Consider the following 18,581-nt stretch of genomic DNA (forward strand, 5'->3'; position numbering starts at 1 on the left):
GAGTGCATCTATTCACGACTGCTCGACTGGAACGATCCCCAATCAGTCGGGTTCCACCGCGCTTTTCGGAGAAACCACGACACGTGTCCCATCCACTTTCAGATCATTTCGACGGCCACCGTTTCCATAATCCGACGAACCTCCCGTTTCCTGACGCGCCACCCCCGACATCGACGCCCAACCGTCGCGGCAGCATTCTCCGATGGCAGTTCGGCCTTCGTCCGAAGTGGCCGGTCGATCGCCCCACATCCACCTATCCCGACGCTCCCCCGCCGGAACCCGGCGAACTCGTGGCCACGTTCGTCAACCACAGCACCTTCCTGCTGAGCTTCGGACGCCATGGGAAAGCGCCGTTGACGGTTCTGACGGATCCCATCTTCTCCGAACGCTGCTCGCCCTTCCGCCACCTCGGCCCCAGACGGGTCCAGCCCCCCGGCCTGTCTCTCGACGCGCTGCCACGAATCGATGTCGTGGCCGTTTCGCATTGCCATTACGACCACATGGACCTGCCGACGCTGCGCTTCCTCGCCGAACGCGATGACCCGGCCTGCATCACGCCACTCGGCAACCGGCGTCACCTTCGAAAGGCGGGGCTGACCCAGATCGTCGAGCAGGATTGGTGGGAACACGCGCAACTCGGCGACCTAGGGATCACCCTCACCCCCGCACGGCACGCTACTGCCCGCACACCGTTCGACGCCAACGAGGCATTATGGGCGGGTTTCCTGTTCACCCTCGCCGGGAACGAGGTGCCCAGCGTGTTCTTTGTGGGCGACAGCGGCCACGGGCGGCACTGGGCCATGATTCGTGAACGCCTCGGCGCACCAGATCTCGCATTGCTCCCGATCGGTGCCTATGAACCGCGCGACCTCATGCGACGCGTCCATGTCAATCCGGAAGAAGCCTTCGAAGCCTTCCGGAATCTCGGCGCAAAGCGCGGCCTCGGCATGCATTTCGGCACATTCCAGCTTACCGACGAAGGCATCGACGAACCGCCCGCCCGCTTGCGCCTCGCAACACGCGCCGCGGGACTGCCGGACGATACCTTCGACACACTCGGCAACGGCGAATCGCGCCTCTTCTCGCGCAACGCCGTATCGCAACCCGACACACCAAGCTAAAATCATCACCTGAACCACTATCGTCAGCCGAAAGACGCGCCATGAACGACCATCCGCCCGCCGGCAGATTTACGCCCGAACAGATCACGGCACTCTTCATCGACGCCGCGCGCCAAGGCGATATCGACCTCCTGACCCAGTTCCTCGACGCCGGCATGACGATCGATACGCAGGACAGCCGCGGCTACACGCCGCTGATCGTCGCCGCGTATAACGGCCAGCTCGAGGCGACCCGCCTCCTGCTCGAGCGCGGTGCCGATCCCAACATCGGCGATCTCAAGGGCGCGACCGCGCTTTCCGGCGTTGCCTTCAAGGGCAACGAGGATCTCGCGCGCCTGCTGATCGGCCATGGCGCCGATGTCGACCGCCACAATCTCGTCGGTCGCACCCCGCTGATGTTCGCCGTCATGTTCGGTCGTGACAACATGGCGAAACTGCTTGCCGCAGCCGGCGCCGATCCGGATGCCGTTGATTCGGAAGGCGTGTCCGCACGCGACGTGGCAGAAGGACAGGGACGCGGCGATCTCTTCACGACACAGCAGGCCGCCTCGTGAGCCGTCTCTGGAACCGGCGGGTCGCATCGCTCGATCCTTACGTGCCGGGCGAACAGCCCGCCGCCCTCGATCTTCTCAAGCTCAACACCAACGAGTTGCCCTACGGTCCCAGCCCGAAGGCCCTGGCAGCCATTCGGGCCGCCTGCGACGACACGCTCCGCCTTTATCCAGACCCCACATCCATGGCGCTGCGACAGGCGATTGCGGCCCGTTTCGACACGACAGCCGATCGTGTTTTCGTCGGCAACGGGTCCGATGAAGTGCTGGCCCACGCCTTCCGCGGACTGGTTCGTGACGATGCGCCCCTGCTCTTCGCGGATGTCAGCTACGGCTTTTATCCCGTCTATTGCGGCCTGTTCGATCAACCCTATCGGGAAATCCCCCTACGGTCGGATTTCTCGATCGATGTGGATGATTATACGGGCACCTGCGGCGGCATCGCCATCGCCAATCCCAACGCCAATACGGGCATCGCCCTGCCGGCCGAGGACATCGAGCGACTCGCGGTTGCCCAGCCGGACAGCACGATCATCGTCGATGAGGCCTATGTCGATTTCGGCGCGCAATCCGCCGTCTCGCTCACGCACCGTCACGACAATATCCTCGTCGTTCAGACGGTATCGAAATCCCGCGCCCTGGCCGGGCTGCGCGTCGGCTATGCCATCGGCCATCCCGACCTGATCGAAGGCCTGACGCGCGTCAAGGACAGCTTCAATTCCTATCCTCTCGATCGCCTCGCCCAGATTGGCGCCGCCGCGGCCCTTGAAGACACGACATGGCTGAACGAGGCCACGGGACGCGTCATCGAAACGCGCGCCCAGCTTGCGGCGTCGCTGAACGATCGCGGGTTTCATGTTCTGCCATCATGTGCGAACTTCATTCTCGTGCAACATCCGACGCATCGCGCGACGGATATCCAGCAACACCTCCGCGACCGGCATATCATCGTCCGGCGGCTGAGCCACCCGCGCATCCAGAACTGGCTGCGCATCTCCATCGGTACGAATCAGGACAGCGGCCGCCTTCTGTCGGCACTGGATGATTTCCGCACCTTCTGAACCGATCGGCGTTAACCGATTGGCAATTAACGACAGGGTAGGAAACTACACTTCGAACCCCATCTTCTCATGGGTGGCGAAGACACGTGTTCCCGCCTCTTTTTATTTCGACGGACCAAGACCATGCGTGCATACAACGGACAGCTTTCGGACAATCAGCCCATCCGGCGCAATACAACGGAAAAGCAGAAACAACTCCGCGAACTCAAGGAAACTCTGGCGTCCATGAAGCCGCAGACCTCGCCGGCCCTTCGCCAGAGCGTCCAGCGTCGCATCCGTGAACTCGAGACCGAACTGCGCACCGCCGAACGGCAAAGTGCGGCACGCGCCGCTGAACGTCAGAACATGCCCTCCCGCGCCGGCGATTCGAGCGCGCCGCGTCGCCCGCGCCGTCCACAGTCATGACGGGACCAGCAGGAATACGTCGGATGCTGGCTTCCTGCCCGCGTGCGATCATCCGAATGAGCGTGATCGCACTGATCGGCGGTCACGCACTCGCCGCGGATAACGAAGCGCGCAAAAGCGCCAGCGCGTTCGGCCATTCAGTGGACATCACCCACCCTGCGGACGGCGGCCACACGGTCGTCGTCAACGGAACACCGCTTTTTTCCGATCGGAGTGACGCGGAACTGTCCGTGCTTGGCATCTACACCGCCAACAGCCATCCCTACGCCGTTATCAAACAACGCTATGCGGGCAATGCCTGTCCCGTGAAATACCGCGTGATCTCCCTGGTGCCGACACCGAAGCAAACGCGGACATTCGGCACCTGCCGGGACCATGCCCATATCAGCACGCTCGGCGAGACCCTGAAGGTCACGCTGCCCGCCAGCAGCGGACAGAAAACCTACAGCATCCACAACACGCAGATAACGCCATAAAAGCCATTCCTTGCGGCAAACGGGTGCGCTAACCGCGCCAGCCGTCGGCCACCGCCCACAATGCGCCCATCATTCTCTGACGAAACGGATGCATGGAGTCACTCTCCCGCACGACATAATAGGCACTGTCCAGGGCACTACAGCGGCCCGGACGCGTCCTCAACGCCTGAAACACGTGCCGATCCGCCGTCATGCCCGTAAGATCCCCGGACAGCGGCGTATTCCAGCACGTCAGCACATCCACCGCGCGCTGCCGGTCGATCATCAGACAATTCGGGTCGACGAAACCGCCTTGCCGCTCAGCGAATATGCCGGCATCAGGCCCCACGGACTCCCATTGATCGACGCAGACCGGGCGCAAACTGCGCGGATGCACGAACCAGCGCCGCGACCATGCCCAGTCATGCCCCTCAATGGCGGAAAGCAGACCGGACAGATGATCCGCCCGCCACCAGTTGTCGTCGTCAAGATACGCAATGCGCGGCGCATTCGCCATCAGGCTCAGGATGTTGCGCAACGCCCCACCGTCACGCGCCGCCGTCACACCCCCATGCCTTACGGATGTCGAATAACCCGGCCACAGCAACTGGACCGACCACCCGGCAGGACAGTGCCGGCAAGCCGCCTCAATCATTCGCAACCCAGAGTTATCGTCAGGGAACTGGTCCACACCGATCAGAACCTGCACGCGCCCCGCAACATCCTGCCGGAACACCGAGGATAGCGCCTGAAAAAGGCTGGGACGCAGCAGACTGGGCATGACAACACCCACATCGTATGGCGCCTGCCCGACGGGCGAACCGAAGCTGAAGAGACCGGGCTGCATCCCTCGTCACTACACGATTTTCGCCGGTTATGCGCCCCGCCCCCGATGCGGCCCTTTCTTGTGGCGCGATCGCCGGGTCGGCGCATGGAAATCATCGGGTTTACGACTGACCCAGGCGATGAACCGCCGCAAGTCGGGATCGTCCCTTAACGCGACAGGGTCTGAGAAATATCGCGCCAGCTCCGCCTCACTGAAACGTGCATGAATGGCCGCATGGCAGACCTGATGCAGCATCGGCGCGTCGCCCCGCGCCCCTCCCCGCAGCTTCGGCACGAGATGATGGCGCGACGCGCGCGCATGCTGCGGGATGATCCGTCCGCAAAGCACGCAAACGGTGGACGCTGGAAGCGCCGATCCTGTGCGATCATCGATAACGCGCTTCACCCGTCTCATCTCTCATGATGTCGGTTCGTACCTTCCTTGCCGCAAGACGGACGGCTTCCCATAAACGCCGAGGCGGCTCATAACAGGCGCAATATCGTTCTACTGGCAGAAGGCACGACCATGTCCGTTCAGGCTTCTCCTCGTCCTTTCGCGCCGGACCCCACATTGCTCGACAAGCTGGGCGACGTGGCCGTGCGCATCGGTCTCAACATCCAGAAAGGGCAGCAGCTCGTCATTACGGCGCCGCTCGATGCCGTGCCGCTCGTGCGCCGCATCACCGAACACGCCTACCGCCAGGGCGCCAGCCTCGTGACGACACTCTACGCCGACGATGCCGCCACACTTGCGCGCTTCCAGCACGGCGCGGAAGAAACATTCGACACGGCTTCCGCCTGGCTTGCCAACGGGATGGCCGACGCTTTCCGCCAGGGCGCGGCGCGCATGGCGATCACAGGTAGCGACCCGACGCTGCTCAGCGCGCAGAACCCCGCACATGTCTCACGCGCCAACCGCGCCGCCTCCGCGGTCAACCGTCCGGCGATGGAGGTGATTACCAGCTTCGCGACGAACTGGAACATCATCGCCTACGCCACGCCCGCCTGGGCACAGCAGGTCTTTCCGGACATGGCCGAGGATCAGGCACAGGCCGCACTCTGGAACGCCATCTTCAAGGCCTCCCGCGTCGATGTCCCCGATCCGGTCAAAGTCTGGCGCGCCCATAACGCCCTTCTTCACGCCAAGGCCAGATACCTGAACGAAGCGCGCTTCGATTCCCTGCGTTTCACAGGTCCCGGCACGGACCTCAAGGTCGGACTCGCCGAGGGACACGCATGGGCCGGCGGCTCGGAAAACACGACCACGGGGATCGAATGCAACCCCAATATCCCGACGGAGGAGGTGTTCACCACGCCGCATTGCCGTCGGGTCGAGGGGCACGTCCGCAGCACCAAGCCATTATTCCATCAGGGAACGCTGATCGACGATATCCAGGTCCGCTTCGCGGAGGGACGCATCATCGAAGCCCATGCGTCGCGCGGGGAAAATGTTCTGCAACGCATTCTGGAAACCGACGACGGCGCAGCCAGACTGGGCGAAGTCGCGCTGGTCCCGCACTCATCCCCTATTTCCCAGACCGGTATCCTCTTTCGTAATACGCTGTTCGACGAAAACGCCGCCAGCCACATCGCGCTCGGCCAGGCCTATACGAAATGCCTCTTCGACACCGAAGGTCAGGACGCCGCCGCACTGAACGCACGCGGCGCGAACGAAAGCCTGATCCATATCGACTGGATGATCGGTTCGGACCAGATCAATCTCGATGGCCTGGACGCCAACGGCCATGCAACGCCGCTGATGCGTGCCGGTGAATGGGTGCAATCGTGAAGCATATCGCCCTCGCAACCTGCATTATGGCGTTGAGCGCAACGCCCGTCGCTCTCGCGCAGGAGACCGATCCGTCCACCATGCCCCCCGGCGCCGAACAGCAGGCACTGCCGCAGCAGTTGACCCCCGCCATGCGCGCCGACATTGCGCGCGGCATGGCCTACCCGCTTCCGCAGGATTTCCTGACCCGCGCACGCGACACCTTGATGGCGCTGCAAGGCGCGGGCATCCAGCCGCCCAGTTCAGCCGGCATGGACCTGCATCAGACGATCGAGACCATGCGTGGCATTCCCGGATTGCCCAACATACTCGCTGCACACGGATTTTCCGTGGACAGCTTCGTCATGGGAATGACGGCATTCGGCATGACACTGGCCGCCACGAACGGGCAGCAGTTGCCGCCCGACCTTCCACACCCCAATCCTGCGAATATCGCTCTTTTCCACGCTCATCCGCAGGATGTCACGGCCCTGATGCAGGCAATGGGTCAACCTCCCGGCGCCACGCAATGAGCAACAGCATCCAGTTGGACCCCAATACGCTTCCGGTACTCGATATCGTCGAACTGGCGAATACCGGCGCGATCCGACGCGCCGAACAGCAGACACCCCCTGATGGCATTCCCGTTTTCGTCACCGCCCTCGGCTGGCTCGAACTGGAAGACCGTTATGGAATTGACGACCCTCGCAAGATCCTTCGTTCGCTCGAGGGCGCTGCCCATCGCCTTCTTTCCCACGCGGCCACCACACTGGCCACGCAATCTGCTGGAGAAGTCTCGGCAACAATCACCTGCCCCAGCGATCTTTTTACGGAGAACGGCAGCGTCAATCTTTCCTTCGTGCGCGACAGGGAGCATCCGGTCGTCTGCGTCCTGATCGGCACGACAGACCATCTGATGGCGCTGCTTTCACCACGCGACTGAGACGCCATCCGCCCGGCCCGTCGTCGCATCACGCCGACGGGCGCCAGAGTTCGTCGATCTGCTGTTGTTCCTTGCGTAATTCGGCACGACGAACCTCGGCGCGGCGTTCGTCATAAACGATCTCGACTGCCCGATGGGCAGCCCGCGCCATGCTCATAGCCGTCTGAGCCAGTGCACGATCGGCAGCAGCCCGTTGTTCGTTCTGTCGCGCGGCGCGAATAGTGGCCCGCCCCTGCGGCATCCACTGCGCGAAGGCACTGACGACGAAATCGTCACATTCAGGACGGGACGCAAATTCCCGTTCTTCAAGATAGCGCTGCTCGGCATCCTTCACCGCGTCACTCGCCATCTTCTCCACGGCAACAGCCATCGCCAGATCCCGCTCAGTCTTTTCCAGTTCCCGTTTGCGCAAGCTCATCAATGTTTCGAGGGGACCAAGATTCATGCGACCTCTCCCAGAATGTTGCGCAGCGCGTTGAAACTGCCCTCAATGGTCGCCGTCTCATTCCAGTCCTGGGTCAGGAACGCCGTTAACGCCGGCATCAGAACGATCGCCTCGTCGATAGCGGGGTCCGTACCCTGTTTGTAGGCACCAAGCCGGATCATATCGGCCATCCTTTCATAATTTGCCATGATGGCCCTTGCCCGACGCATCATGCTGTTTTCCGCCGCCGAGTTGCATCCCGGCACGGAGCGTGAGAGCGATTTCAGAACATCGATTGCCGGATAGCGGCCGGCCTCACCGATCTTGCGATCCAGAACGATATGGCCATCGAGGATGCCACGCACCGCATCGGCCACCGGCTCATTGTGATCGTCCCCTTCGACCAGAACCGTGAACAACGCCGTGATGAATCCTGCTTTCCCGTCCTGTCCGACGGCGCCGGGTCCAGCTCGTTCCAGCAACGCCGGGAGCGTTGCGAAGACGGATGGCGGATAACCTCTCGTTGCTGGCGGTTCGCCGGCAGACAGGCCGATCTCACGCAATGCGAGGCAGAAACGCGTCACGCTATCCATGAGCAGCAACACAGACTTCCCCTGATCGCGAAAATATTCGGCGATGGCCATGGCGGCATAGGCTGCCTCCCGACGCATCAAGGGCGGCGAATCGGATGTCGCAATAACCACGACGCTGCGCTTGAGGCCCTCCGCCCCAAGGTCGTCTTCAATGAATTCACGGACTTCCCTCCCGCGCTCGCCGACCAATGCGATTACTGCAACATCGCAATCGGCCTGCCGCGCCAACATGGACAGAAGCGTCGATTTTCCAACGCCCGACCCCGCGAACAAACCAAGCCGCTGCCCGATCCGACATGTGGTGAACGCATCCAGAGCACGAACGCCAAGATTCATTCTCGGCCCCAGGCGCGCCCGCGTTGTCGCCAATGGCGGGGACGTAACGGTTGATCGCCACCGCGAATTGAGACGGAGAGGTCCTTTCCCGTCGATCGCGTTGCCAAGCGGATCGATCACCCGCCCGAGCCAGGCATCATCGATATACAAACCGCGCTTCGGCGCACCGGGATCGATACATAGCCGCGCTTCGGAACCAGGCCCCACGCCATCAAGCGCCGCAAATGCCATTAGCGATGCACTGTTATCCCGAAAACCCACAACCTCTGCGGGTATTCTGGTACCATCCCGCGCGTAGAGCGACACACGATCGCCGATGGAAAGAGAATCGTTCAAGCCATCGACGGTCGCGCAAAGACCCAGGATTTCCCGGACCTCCCCGATGACGCTTACGACTTCGGCAAGCGTCACGGCCGCGTTCAACTCGTCAAAAATCTTCTGCAGACTGGCGAATAAAGGGTCGTCGCTCATTCCCGGTTTTTTGCCGCAGCTTTTTTAATATCCGGTTAAAAAAAGCGTGCTGAAAATAATTTTCTTCCTGCGCAACAATTCTCGTTGCGATATGCAACCTTGGGTGGTAACCGTTTATCAACAAACTTCGGAGTTGCCACTATGCGCGCCCTTCTCGTCGACAGCGATCTCAACATCGCCATGAGCCTTATTCAGATCATGCGCGGCAGTGGTTTCACCGTGGATCACACGGCGTCAGGACGGGAAGCTCTGGAGATGCTCCGGCACTACGATTATGACATTACGGTGCTGGAGCTCATGCTGAACGATATCGAAGGTTACGATGTCATTCGTCAGGCACGACAGGCGCGCATCACGACGCCAATCCTCATTCTCAGCAGCCTCACCCGTCCCCAGGCGAAGATCAAGGCGTTCGGTGTCGGCGTCGACGATTACATGACTAAACCCTTCGATACCGGCGAACTTATTGCCCGACTGCAGGCTGTGCTGCGTCGTTCACGCGGACTGAGCGCCGCACGCGTGGCCATCGGGCCGCTTGAAATCGACCTGAACGCCAAGGAAGCCCTGGTCAATGGCGCGCCAGTTCACCTTACCGGCAAGGAATATGCCATTCTTGAACTGCTCGTTCTGAGACGCGGCGCTGTACTGACGAAAGATGCATTTCTCAATCACCTCTACGGCGGCATCGATGAGCCGGAGATGAAAATCATCGATGTGTTCATCTGCAAGCTACGTCGCAAGCTACAGGTCAAAGGCGCCGGCAACCTTATTACCACGGTCTGGGGACGCGGCTACGTTCTCCGGGAGGAACGTACGGTTGAAGCTGAGATGATGCCGGCCGCCCCCATGCTGGCATCCATGTCAGCATGAGGACAGAATCCCGGAATTCAGGACAGACTGACGCCATGGTTCATGGGTCCGACGACGCCGTTACCCATGGGAGATGCCGTCTGGATCGCCGCCCGTACATAGCGACGAGCCCGTTCGATCGCATCACGCATCGCCATACCTTGCGCCAGACCCGTCGCAATCGCACTCGCTAGTGAGCATCCGGTTCCATGTGTCGCTCGGGATTGAATCCGCTGGCCTTCAAAAAACTCGACCGTTTCATCTTCGACGAGCACATCCACCAGAACGTCGCCGGACATGTGGCCGCCCTTCACTAGGACGGCAGGACCATCTGCGCCGCTTAGAGCACGCCCCACCTCCACCATATCGTCAATCGTCCGTATATCCCGACCACTCAAAAGCGCGGCCTCCGGAATATTCGGCGTCAGCAACGCCACACTGGGCATCAGACGCGACTTCAATGTCTCTCGCGCCTCCGGCATCATCAACGCCGCACCGCTTGACGCCACCATGACGGGGTCCAGAACGACTGGAATGGATGGAAAAGCAGCGAGAACGTCCCCAACCGCCGAGATAACATCGGAATTCGGCAGCATGCCCAACTTGATGACGTCTGCTCCGATATCGTCGAGCACGGATCGCATCTGACGCGCAACAAATGCAGGGGGCACGCGCATGATCTCCTGCACCCCCAGCGTATTTTGGGCCGTGAGAGCCGAAACGGCCGTCGCCGCATAACCGCCCAGTGCCGTGACCGTCTTGATGTCCGCCTGAATTCCAGCACCACCGCCGGAATCGCTGCCGGCGACGATCAGAACGCGACCGCGCATTTCTAGGCCAGCGTCAGGCTGAGAATGGCGTCGCACATTCTGGTGACGCATTCCTCCACCAATGCCGGATCGTCAGCCTCGACCATTACACGTAACAAGGGTTCTGTTCCGCTGGCTCTCAGAACAAGTCGACCGCGCCCCTTCAGGCGTTCGTCCACCTTGGCCTTTGCCTCATCAAGCACAGCCGATCCCAAGGGGCTCGGTCCACTGAACCGGACATTACGCAACATTTGCGGATAGGGCTGGAACACACGGCATATCTCGCTTGCCGGTCGCCCTGTCTCCACGAGCACGGCCAGAACCTGCAAAGCAGCGATCAGACCATCGCCTGTCGTTGCATAGTCCGACAACACCATATGTCCTGACTGTTCGCCACCGAGATTGGCGCCGATTTCGCGCATCCTCTCGACGACATACCGATCGCCGACCGCCGTGCGCAACAAGGTCAACCCCTGACTTTCCAGATAGCGCTCCAGCCCCAGATTGGACATGACAGTCGCCACCACATTTCCTGTGCGGAGGCTACCGCGCTCATGCCAGGAACGCGCAATCAGGGCCAGAATCTGGTCTCCGTCAACGATCTCGCCACGCTCGTCACTGATGATGACGCGATCGGCGTCCCCATCCAGCGCGATACCAAGCTGCGCGCCATGTTCGACGACCGCCTGACAGAGCTTCTCCGGCCGCGTTGAGCCACAACCATCGTTGATATTGATGCCGTCCGGCTCGCACCCGATGCGAACGACCTCCGCACCCAGTTCCCACAACGCCGTCGGCGCCACGCGATAGGCGGAACCGTTCGCACAGTCGATGACGATCTTCAGTCCGTCCAGACGCAACCCACGCGGAAAGGACGCCTTGGCATTCTCGATATAACGACCAGCCGCGTCGTTAAGTCGTGACGCTCGGCCAACCAGTGCCGGCTGCGCAAGACGACCCGTCAGATCCTCACGCATCAGGGCCTCGATCTCTTCCTCCGCCGCGTCCGACAGCTTGAAGCCATTCGGCCCGAACAACTTGATTCCATTGTCCTCGAATGGATTATGCGATGCGGAAATCATGACACCTAGATCGGCGCGCAACGAACGCGTCAGCATGGCGATGGCCGGGGTGGGAAGCGGCCCGACCAGCGTCACATCCATACCGGCCGACAGAAATCCGGAAACCAGCGCGCACTCGATCATATAGCCGGAAAGTCGCGTGTCCTTGCCCAGCACGACGCGATGCCGATGCGCGCCTTGCTGGAAATACAATCCCACCGCCTGCCCAAGACGTTGCGCGATATCGACGGTCATCGGGGCCAGATTGGCCGTGCCTCTGATCCCATCCGTTCCGAACAGCTTGCGGGACTTGGGCAGGCTCATCATTCGCTCTCCGACAAAAGCACAGGAGCGCCGGGACGAACCCGACGACTTGGGGGCGGAAATTTGCCGAAACATGCACGAAAAGCAATCCGCCTCACGCATACGGCCGTAGAAAAGAAAAAAGGGACCCGAAAGTCCCTTTGTTCCCAAAAGTCAGCTGGGCTGTGGAGCAGGATCGAGCCCGCCAGTACCGCCCGCCCCCGGCCGCGTTGTCGGCACGGAGGCCCGGCGGTTTTCCGGCGCCGGATCGTCCACCACGACACGCTCGATCGGCTCGCCACGCAAGACCTTGCCGATCTCCTCACCGGTCAGCGTCTCGAATTCCAGCAGCGCCTTGGCCAGACGATGCAGATCGTCAATCCGCGATAGCAGCAGCGAATGAGCAGTATGGTAGGCATGATCGATCAACTGTTTGATTTCACGATCGATCTCCCTTGCCGTCTGCTCGGAGACATTCTTGTTCTGCGTCACGGAATGCCCGAGGAAGACTTCCTGGCCATTGTCGCCATAGGCAATCATGCCGAGCTTTTCGCTCATGCCCCATTCGGTAATCATGCGACGCGCCTGATCGGTCGCCATCTTGATATCGCCGGATGCTCCCGTGCAGACATTCTCCGCGCCGAATACGATCTCTTCCGCCGCACGACCGCCCATGGCCAGAACCAGTTCCGCCATGCACTTCGACTTGCTTTTCGAATAACGATCGCCTTCCGGCAGGCTCATGACCAGCCCCAGCGCACGACCGCGCGGGATGATCGTCGCCTTGTGTACCGGATCGCAACCCGGCGTCAGGATCGCGCAGAGGGCATGGCCGCCTTCATGATAGGCCGTCATGCGCTTCTCATCGTCGCTCATGACCAGCGAACGACGCTCGGCTCCCATCAGCACCTTGTCCTTGGCGTTTTCGAACTCCAGCATCGCCACGGTACGCTTGCCCAGCCGGGCTGCGAGCAGCGCTGCCTCGTTGACGAGGTTGGCCAGATCGGCACCGGAGAAACCGGGGGTGCCACGTGCGATCACCCGCGGATCGACATCGCTCGCCAACGGCACCTTGCGCATATGCACGCGCAGAATGCGCTCACGGCCCATCACGTCGGGATTGGGCACCACGACCTGACGGTCGAAGCGACCGGGCCGCAACAGCGCCGGATCAAGCACGTCCGGACGGTTCGTGGCCGCGATCAGGATTACGCCCTCGTTGCTTTCGAAACCATCCATCTCGACAAGCATCTGGTTCAGCGTCTGCTCGCGCTCGTCATTGCCGCCACCCAGACCGGCGCCACGATGACGACCGACCGCATCGATTTCATCGATGAAGATGATGCAAGGAGCAGATTTCTTGCCCTGTTCGAACATGTCACGCACACGCGACGCGCCCACACCCACGAACATTTCCACGAAATCCGAGCCGGAAATCGTAAAGAACGGCACGTTGGCCTCACCCGCAATGGCCCGCGCCAGCAAGGTCTTGCCCGTGCCGGGAGGGCCGACAAGCAGTGCGCCCTTCGGAATCTTGCCACCCAGCCGCGTGAACTTCTGCGGATCTTTCAGAAAGTCGACGATCTCCTGCAATTCGGACTTCGCTTCGTCAATGCCGGCTACGTCGTCGAACGTCACGCGACCCTGCTTTTCCGTCAGCAACCGCGCACGCGACTTGCCAAAACCCATGGCACGCCCGCTACCCGACTGCATCTGCCGGAAGAACAGAACGCCCACGCCCAGCATCAGCAGGATCGGCAGATAGTTCAGGACATAACGCAGAAGCGGGCTGCCTTCCGTATCGAGCGGCTTGGCCACGACCTCGACGTTCTTGCTCGTCAGACGCGAGATCAACGTGGGGTCCTGCGGCGAATACGTCTCGAAGGACGTACCATCGGTCAGCGTGCCGGAGATGTTCTGGTCCTGCACCACGACCGAGCGCACCCGGTTATGATCCACGTCCGTCACGAAATCGGAATAGGCGAGTTGTTGAGACGCATGCTGGCTACCGCCCGGCTGAAATGCCGTAAAAAGCAGCATCAGCAGAACGATGATAATTACCCAGAGCGCAAGGTTGCGGCCAAAATTGTTCATCGTGGTCTCTATCGTTTCAAGCGCGTATGGCGCGGCACCAGGCCATGCCACTGTCAGAATATGTTTAACATAAGCATAAACCCGGACGTTCCCACCCTGTCATGCACGTTTTCCGTGACTATTGCGCCGCGAGGGACCAGAACGAGCCCGAAAACACCGCCATTGGGCGAATAAAGTCGAACCGGGCGTCATGCGGCGCGGCGCCGGATACGGCGCGCAATGCCGGCAATGTCCGCCGAACCGCAAACGGCAAGCCCGTATTGCCGCCATCATGCCCGACTGCCGAGACGACCATGCCTGTCGCTGTTCCCGCCGATCGCAACTGCCAGCGCCCATCCCAGATTGCGCCATCCACCGCCTGAACAGCACTTTCCATGGCCTGCGCCTCCCGACATAACACCCAGCCCGGCCCCAGCCGCCCGGCCTTCCGCAACGTCACGCCATGCAGGGTGCAAGCTTTCGGCATCTTCAGTAGCGCCGACATGATTCGCCGCGCAGGCGGATAGGCGCGTCCGGACAACACCTGCCACAGCAGACCCAGCAATACCGGACCGCAAAGGTCAGCTGGCAGAAGGAAAAAGCCCCCCGGGTGAAAGACGATCCGCTCCGCTGCCTCCTCAAGGCGGCAGGCCTCGTCCTCCTGACGCTCACGCGCGTGAGCGCCCGCCATATGGCACAACGCCGAGACATCCTGCGTGCCGAGAGACTGGCGCACCCGCACGCGCTCGAACTGCCGGTTCTGGTTCGACGGGTCCTCTGCCCACGCGATGCCTGCTTCCCGCAGCGTCACGCGCAACCGCGCGGAAGACACCCGCAGCAAGGGGCGCAAAAGACGCAAATCCGCCAGTTCCCGACATGTCGCCATCCCGGCCAACCCGTAGGCTGAGCTGCCTGCGCGCTGCCGCATCGCCACCGTTTCGGCCTGGTCTCCCGCATGGTGGCCGATCAGCAGGTCCAGACAGCCCGCTTCCCGGCAAGCCCGGGTCAGAGCCCGATAGCGGGCCGCACGCGCACCTTCCTGAAGGCCCCCATCACGCCTTAATCCCGTCAATGGCAACACCCGGCTGGCCATCCCAAAGCCATCGAGAACAGCCGCCGTTCGATGTGCTTCATCCGACGACTCGGCACGCAATCCATGATCGACAATCAACCCGACCACATGGCGACGCCATCGCCGTGCCAGCCATGCCAGACACAAACTGTCGGCACCGCCGGAGACGGCAACTGCGATCGGATAATCGGCATCATCAGCCGGGAAAGGCTCGAACTCCTGCATCCAGACAGCAAACTCCGCCGCCTGGATCGCACCCTCGCTCAATGGCAGGCTGCGCGCGTCTTGAACGATGCCGCGGCGGTTTTTACGCGGGGCGAAGGCTGTGGAAACTCCATATGAAGTTTTGCAAGCGCCTCGCACGCCGAGTGTTTATCACCCAACGCCAGCATGGAAGCCGAAACGCCCAGCAGTGCCTCCTGCGCCCGTGGCGAATGAGGCGCACGGTTATAGGCATCGTAATAAGCCACGGCCGAATCGCGATATTGCTTCTGCCCGGCCATCGATTGGGCAAGCAGGAACTGCGCATCCATCTTGCCCTGTGCAGACTTCGCGGACTTCAACGCCTGCTGCGCGTCGCTCTGCGCGGTCGCATAGTCGCCACCACGCAATGCCGACTGACCGGCCTGCAGGAGATCGGCGGCCGTTCGCGGCTTGGCCGGCGTGGGCGCCGCAGGGGCCGCCGGCGTGTCGCCGCCCGCTGCCGCGGCTGGGGCAGCAGCAGCACCACCACCACCGTTCTGGGCAGCGAACTGCATGTCGGAAATCTGCTTCGACATGGTGGCGTTCTGCTGCTGCACCTGATTGGTCAACTGATCGAGCTGACCGCGCATTTCACGATTCTGCGCCTCCAGCGCCGAGACTCTATCAAGCAACTGCGCCACGAGATCGCCGCTCTGTCCCCCACCGCTCGTCGGGGCAGGCGTCGCGGTGATATTGCCACCTGCGGCTTGCAGCTGACCGATCTGCTGATTCAATTGCTGAATCTGGTTCTGAAGTGCGATGCCTTCACGACTGGTGATCTGCTGCGCCCGTGCATCGGACATGCCCCCGGCAACCAGCATGACGGCCGCCGCCGTTGCAAGGAAATGGAATCGATAGGAAACGGCTCGTCGCATAGCGCACCCTTCACGCAAGGCCCTGTCATCTCAAGCACCGAAAATACCGGCGCTCGGCCCGCCCGGAATCCGCCGACAACATGCGAATATTCCGGCAGGCGAGTCTCCAGATAAAGCAAAACCGGCCAGCGCATAAGCACTGGCCGGTCCGCCAAACATCATCAACGCAATAAGCGCGTGATCGGTCTTACTTGACCGACGTGATCGCGTTGCGGTTCTGCGACCAGGACTGCTCGTCATCGCCATCGGCGGTCGGACGGTCCTTGCCGTAGGAGATGGTGCTGAGACGCGACGGGGAAACGCCTTTGGCGACCAGATAGTCGCGCGCAGCATTCGCACGGCGCTGACCCAGCGCGATGTTGTATTCTTCCGTTCCGCGATCGTCGCAGTTACCGGCGATCTGCACGCTAACCTGCGGATAACGGGCAAGCCAGGCTGCCTGCTTGTCCAGCGTCGCCTTCGCGTCGTCGGAGAGCGAGTTCTGGTTCAGTTCGAAGAAGACGCGATCGCCGACATTGGCGACCAGATCCGCCTCACTGCCCGGCGCAGCGCCGGTTTCCTGAGCGGATGCGCCAGCACCAGTGGTGGCACCCGTGTTCTTGTCGCTTGAGCATGCCGCAAGAACGACCGCAAGACCGAGCGCGCCGATAAGCTTGAAATTCATTTCTGCCAACCCTGAATACAGTCCCATCCCAGGACCAGGAAGCGTGAACCAAATTGTGAAGACTGGTCGCGGCCGTCGTTTTGCTTGCGCGTTCTAGAAAAACGCGGGCCGCTTGCGAATGTCGGAGACCACGACCCGCCTTACTCATTGGAACGATAGCTGGTCAAGCACCACGAACACCACGTTGTCCATGATGACGCCGATTTCATTACAATTTCAAAAATAGTGCCCTGACGGCCACAGTTTGTGGCCGTCAGATGACAGAAATCAGCCGTTCAGCGGCGACCACGCCGGATCCGAAGCGCCGGTTCCGGTATGGATCGGCCGCTCATTGAAGCCGGTAATGTCGATCATGCCGATTCCCGACGCGAACCCTGCGCCACCCGCACCCGACGCCGACTGGCGGCAGAACGCGATCACACGGCCATTCGGACAGAAGGTGGGACTCTCCACGGTAAAACCTTCCGTCAGGATACGCTCGCCCGTTCCATCGGGCGCCATCACGCCAAGAGAGAATCGCCCTCCTGCAATGCGGGTAAACGCAATCAGGTCGCCGCGCGGCGACCATACCGGCGAACCGTATTGCCCGTTGCCATAGGAGATGCGCCGCGCACCACCACCCGACGCGCTCATGATATAGAGCTGCGGGCTGCCGCCACGATCGGAATTGAAGACGATCTGGCTACCATCGGGACTGTAGGACGGACTTGTATCGATCGCACCGGAATTGGTAATCTGCCGCTTGCTGCCGGAGCCAAGATCGACCACGAAGATGTCCGACCCGCCGCCACGCGTGGCGGACAGCACCACCTGCCCACCCGAGGGCGAGAAACGCGGCGCGAACGAAATACCCGCGAACTCTCCCAGCAGACGCTGGCTGCCGGAGCCAAGATCGAACAGGTAAACGCGAGGCCGGTCATTGGCATAGGACATGAATGCGATCTGATCGCGCACGGGATTGAAACGCGGCGTCAGCGTCAGCCACTGTCCCGAGGACAGCATCCGCTCGTTCGCGCCGTCCTGATCCATGACAGCCAGACGCGTCGTCTGCCGATGGCGCGGTCCCGTACGGGCGATATATGCGATACGCGTATCGAAATACCCCTTCTCGCCCAACATACGCTCGTAAATGACGTCCGCGATAATATGCGCGATCCGCCGCCAGTTGGCGCCCGATGCCGTGTAGGCCGTGCCCTGCAACTGCTGACCGTTCAGGACATCCCACAGGCGCATTTCGACACGCACGCTGCCCGATCCATTGGCCGAGCCGGAAACCGCTGCCCGCGCACCCTGCGCCTTCAGCCCCGCGAAGTCGGGCGTCCCCTGACCGACATCGCCCGAAATGACCTTGAACAACCCGGTGCTATCCAGATCGGCGGAGATCACGCCGGAAATCTGCCCGCCGATCCCTGCGCCGAAGTTCGGGATCACGATGGGAATCGGGGCCGTGCGCGCCTGATCGACGGTGATTTCGGCTTCACCCTGCTGGGCCGGGGCCGGGGCCGTCTGCGCCCGCGCCATCAGCGGCGTCGCCAGCAGTCCGCCAGCGGCCGCGCCGCCGAGAATATGGCGGCGGGATAAGAGATTGCGCAGACCCTGCGCCTGATCGTCACTGAAAAACGGCAAGTCGTCGGAACGCATGAACAAGGCTCTCTATGTCAAAATCTTGTCAGCCATAT

20 protein-coding genes are annotated in these 18,581 nt (G+C 61.6%); 9 read left to right on the top strand and 11 right to left on the bottom strand.

Annotated elements, in window-relative coordinates:
- The first annotated feature begins 83 nt into the window (after positions 1-83).
- The 5 genes from A0U93_RS04900 to A0U93_RS04920 all read left to right on the top strand — a co-directional run bounded on the left by A0U93_RS04900 (position 84) and on the right by A0U93_RS04920 (position 3,614).
- Positions 84-1,121 (top strand): MBL fold metallo-hydrolase, encoded by a 1,038-nt coding sequence (locus A0U93_RS04900; protein ID WP_077806356.1) that lies wholly within the window; start codon positions 84-86, stop codon positions 1,119-1,121.
- A 41-nt stretch (positions 1,122-1,162) separates the two neighbouring features.
- On the top strand, positions 1,163-1,675 hold the full coding sequence (locus tag A0U93_RS04905; protein ID WP_077806357.1) for an ankyrin repeat domain-containing protein: 513 nt from the start codon (positions 1,163-1,165) through the stop codon (positions 1,673-1,675).
- Positions 1,672-2,733, top strand: a complete 1,062-nt coding sequence (locus tag A0U93_RS04910; RefSeq protein WP_077806358.1) for a pyridoxal phosphate-dependent aminotransferase — start codon at positions 1,672-1,674, stop codon at positions 2,731-2,733. The genes A0U93_RS04905 and A0U93_RS04910 overlap by 4 nt, the downstream gene beginning before the upstream one ends.
- A gap of 123 nt (positions 2,734-2,856) precedes the next feature.
- Positions 2,857-3,138: a hypothetical protein gene (locus A0U93_RS04915; RefSeq protein WP_077808339.1), complete on the top strand. Its 282-nt coding sequence runs from the start codon at positions 2,857-2,859 to the stop codon at positions 3,136-3,138.
- Entirely contained in the window at positions 3,135-3,614 is a 480-nt protein-coding gene (locus tag A0U93_RS04920; protein ID WP_149026865.1) for a hypothetical protein, read from the top strand. Before A0U93_RS04915 ends, A0U93_RS04920 begins: the two co-directional genes overlap by 4 nt.
- A 28-nt stretch (positions 3,615-3,642) precedes the next feature.
- Here A0U93_RS04920 and A0U93_RS04925 read toward each other — a convergent pair whose 3' ends face one another.
- Together A0U93_RS04925 and A0U93_RS04930 are read right to left on the bottom strand one after the other, a co-directional pair.
- On the bottom strand, positions 3,643-4,440 hold the full coding sequence (locus tag A0U93_RS04925; protein ID WP_077806360.1) for a glycosyltransferase family protein: 798 nt from the start codon (positions 4,438-4,440) through the stop codon (positions 3,643-3,645).
- A 27-nt stretch (positions 4,441-4,467) separates the two neighbouring features.
- Positions 4,468-4,824 carry a hypothetical protein gene (locus A0U93_RS04930; RefSeq protein ID WP_245825105.1) on the bottom strand — a complete coding sequence of 119 codons (357 nt, stop codon included), beginning with the start codon at positions 4,822-4,824 and terminating at the stop codon, positions 4,468-4,470.
- A gap of 120 nt (positions 4,825-4,944) precedes the next feature.
- On the opposite strand from A0U93_RS04930, the gene A0U93_RS04935 reads away from it, so the two are divergent.
- Genes A0U93_RS04935 through A0U93_RS04945 form a run of 3 tightly spaced genes read left to right on the top strand, consistent with a single transcriptional unit; the run spans position 4,945 to position 7,129 of the window.
- A complete protein-coding gene (locus A0U93_RS04935) occupies positions 4,945-6,207 on the top strand; it encodes an aminopeptidase (protein WP_077808340.1) in 1,263 nt (420 codons plus the stop codon).
- A complete protein-coding gene (locus A0U93_RS04940; RefSeq protein WP_245825106.1) occupies positions 6,204-6,719 on the top strand; it encodes a hypothetical protein in 516 nt (171 codons plus the stop codon). The genes A0U93_RS04935 and A0U93_RS04940 overlap by 4 nt, the downstream gene beginning before the upstream one ends.
- Positions 6,716-7,129 carry a hypothetical protein gene (locus tag A0U93_RS04945; RefSeq protein ID WP_077806363.1) on the top strand — a complete coding sequence of 138 codons (414 nt, stop codon included), beginning with the start codon at positions 6,716-6,718 and terminating at the stop codon, positions 7,127-7,129. The genes A0U93_RS04940 and A0U93_RS04945 overlap by 4 nt, the downstream gene beginning before the upstream one ends.
- A 28-nt stretch (positions 7,130-7,157) precedes the next feature.
- Here the strand turns inward: A0U93_RS04945 and A0U93_RS04950 are convergent, their stop codons facing one another.
- Positions 7,158-7,574, bottom strand: a complete 417-nt coding sequence (locus A0U93_RS04950; RefSeq protein WP_077806364.1) for a flagellar export protein FliJ — start codon at positions 7,572-7,574, stop codon at positions 7,158-7,160.
- Entirely contained in the window at positions 7,571-8,953 is a 1,383-nt protein-coding gene (gene fliI, locus A0U93_RS04955; protein WP_077806365.1) for a flagellar protein export ATPase FliI, read from the bottom strand. Before fliI ends, A0U93_RS04950 begins: the two co-directional genes overlap by 4 nt.
- Positions 8,954-9,094: 141 nt before the next feature.
- Between fliI and A0U93_RS04960 the strand changes: the two genes are divergently transcribed.
- Positions 9,095-9,823, top strand: coding sequence for a response regulator transcription factor (locus A0U93_RS04960; RefSeq protein ID WP_077806366.1), 729 nt, complete (start codon positions 9,095-9,097; stop codon positions 9,821-9,823).
- A gap of 17 nt (positions 9,824-9,840) precedes the next feature.
- On the opposite strand, the gene thiD is transcribed toward A0U93_RS04960, so the two are convergent.
- The 7 genes from thiD to tolB all read right to left on the bottom strand — a co-directional run bounded on the left by thiD (position 9,841) and on the right by tolB (position 18,543).
- Complete coding sequence (gene thiD, locus A0U93_RS04965; protein ID WP_077806367.1) at positions 9,841-10,632, bottom strand: bifunctional hydroxymethylpyrimidine kinase/phosphomethylpyrimidine kinase; 792 nt, start codon at positions 10,630-10,632, stop codon at positions 9,841-9,843.
- Positions 10,633-10,634: 2 nt separating this feature from the next.
- Entirely contained in the window at positions 10,635-11,990 is a 1,356-nt protein-coding gene (gene glmM / locus A0U93_RS04970; protein WP_077808341.1) for a phosphoglucosamine mutase, read from the bottom strand.
- Between the two features lie 159 nt (positions 11,991-12,149).
- Positions 12,150-14,069, bottom strand: a complete 1,920-nt coding sequence (ftsH, locus tag A0U93_RS04975; RefSeq protein WP_077806368.1) for an ATP-dependent zinc metalloprotease FtsH — start codon at positions 14,067-14,069, stop codon at positions 12,150-12,152.
- 118 nt (positions 14,070-14,187) lie between these two features.
- Positions 14,188-15,387, bottom strand: coding sequence for a tRNA lysidine(34) synthetase TilS (gene tilS, locus A0U93_RS04980; protein ID WP_077806369.1), 1,200 nt, complete (start codon positions 15,385-15,387; stop codon positions 14,188-14,190).
- Positions 15,384-16,238 (bottom strand): tetratricopeptide repeat protein, encoded by an 855-nt coding sequence (locus tag A0U93_RS04985; RefSeq protein WP_077806370.1) that lies wholly within the window; start codon positions 16,236-16,238, stop codon positions 15,384-15,386. Before A0U93_RS04985 ends, tilS begins: the two co-directional genes overlap by 4 nt.
- A 187-nt stretch (positions 16,239-16,425) precedes the next feature.
- Positions 16,426-16,902, bottom strand: a complete 477-nt coding sequence (gene pal, locus A0U93_RS04990) for a peptidoglycan-associated lipoprotein Pal (protein WP_077806371.1) — start codon at positions 16,900-16,902, stop codon at positions 16,426-16,428.
- A gap of 267 nt (positions 16,903-17,169) precedes the next feature.
- Positions 17,170-18,543, bottom strand: a complete 1,374-nt coding sequence (tolB, locus tag A0U93_RS04995; RefSeq protein ID WP_174807267.1) for a Tol-Pal system beta propeller repeat protein TolB — start codon at positions 18,541-18,543, stop codon at positions 17,170-17,172.
- Between the last annotated feature and the right edge of the window lie 38 nt (positions 18,544-18,581).

It is taken from the genome of Neoasaia chiangmaiensis (genome assembly GCF_002005465.1).
GTDB classification, from domain to species: domain Bacteria; phylum Pseudomonadota; class Alphaproteobacteria; order Acetobacterales; family Acetobacteraceae; genus Neoasaia; species Neoasaia chiangmaiensis.

Excerpts from the sequence above, each read along its gene's own strand:
- A0U93_RS04905 (WP_077806357.1), top strand. The coding sequence starts at position 1,163 with ATGAACGACCATCCGCCCGCCGGCAGATTTACGCCCGAACAGATCACG.
- A0U93_RS04915 (WP_077808339.1), top strand. The coding sequence starts at position 2,857 with ATGCGTGCATACAACGGACAGCTTTCGGACAATCAGCCCATCCGGCGC.
- A0U93_RS04920 (WP_149026865.1), top strand. The coding sequence starts at position 3,135 with ATGACGGGACCAGCAGGAATACGTCGGATGCTGGCTTCCTGCCCGCGT.
- A0U93_RS04925 (WP_077806360.1), bottom strand. The coding sequence starts at position 4,440 with ATGCAGCCCGGTCTCTTCAGCTTCGGTTCGCCCGTCGGGCAGGCGCCA.
- A0U93_RS04935 (WP_077808340.1), top strand. The coding sequence starts at position 4,945 with ATGTCCGTTCAGGCTTCTCCTCGTCCTTTCGCGCCGGACCCCACATTG.
- A0U93_RS04945 (WP_077806363.1), top strand. The coding sequence starts at position 6,716 with ATGAGCAACAGCATCCAGTTGGACCCCAATACGCTTCCGGTACTCGAT.
- A0U93_RS04950 (WP_077806364.1), bottom strand. The coding sequence starts at position 7,574 with ATGAATCTTGGTCCCCTCGAAACATTGATGAGCTTGCGCAAACGGGAA.
- fliI (WP_077806365.1), bottom strand. The coding sequence starts at position 8,953 with ATGAGCGACGACCCTTTATTCGCCAGTCTGCAGAAGATTTTTGACGAG.
- A0U93_RS04960 (WP_077806366.1), top strand. The coding sequence starts at position 9,095 with ATGCGCGCCCTTCTCGTCGACAGCGATCTCAACATCGCCATGAGCCTT.
- thiD (WP_077806367.1), bottom strand. The coding sequence starts at position 10,632 with ATGCGCGGTCGCGTTCTGATCGTCGCCGGCAGCGATTCCGGCGGTGGT.
- ftsH (WP_077806368.1), bottom strand. The coding sequence starts at position 14,069 with ATGAACAATTTTGGCCGCAACCTTGCGCTCTGGGTAATTATCATCGTT.
- A0U93_RS04985 (WP_077806370.1), bottom strand. The coding sequence starts at position 16,238 with ATGCGACGAGCCGTTTCCTATCGATTCCATTTCCTTGCAACGGCGGCG.
- pal (WP_077806371.1), bottom strand. The coding sequence starts at position 16,902 with ATGAATTTCAAGCTTATCGGCGCGCTCGGTCTTGCGGTCGTTCTTGCG.
- tolB (WP_174807267.1), bottom strand. The coding sequence starts at position 18,543 with ATGCGTTCCGACGACTTGCCGTTTTTCAGTGACGATCAGGCGCAGGGT.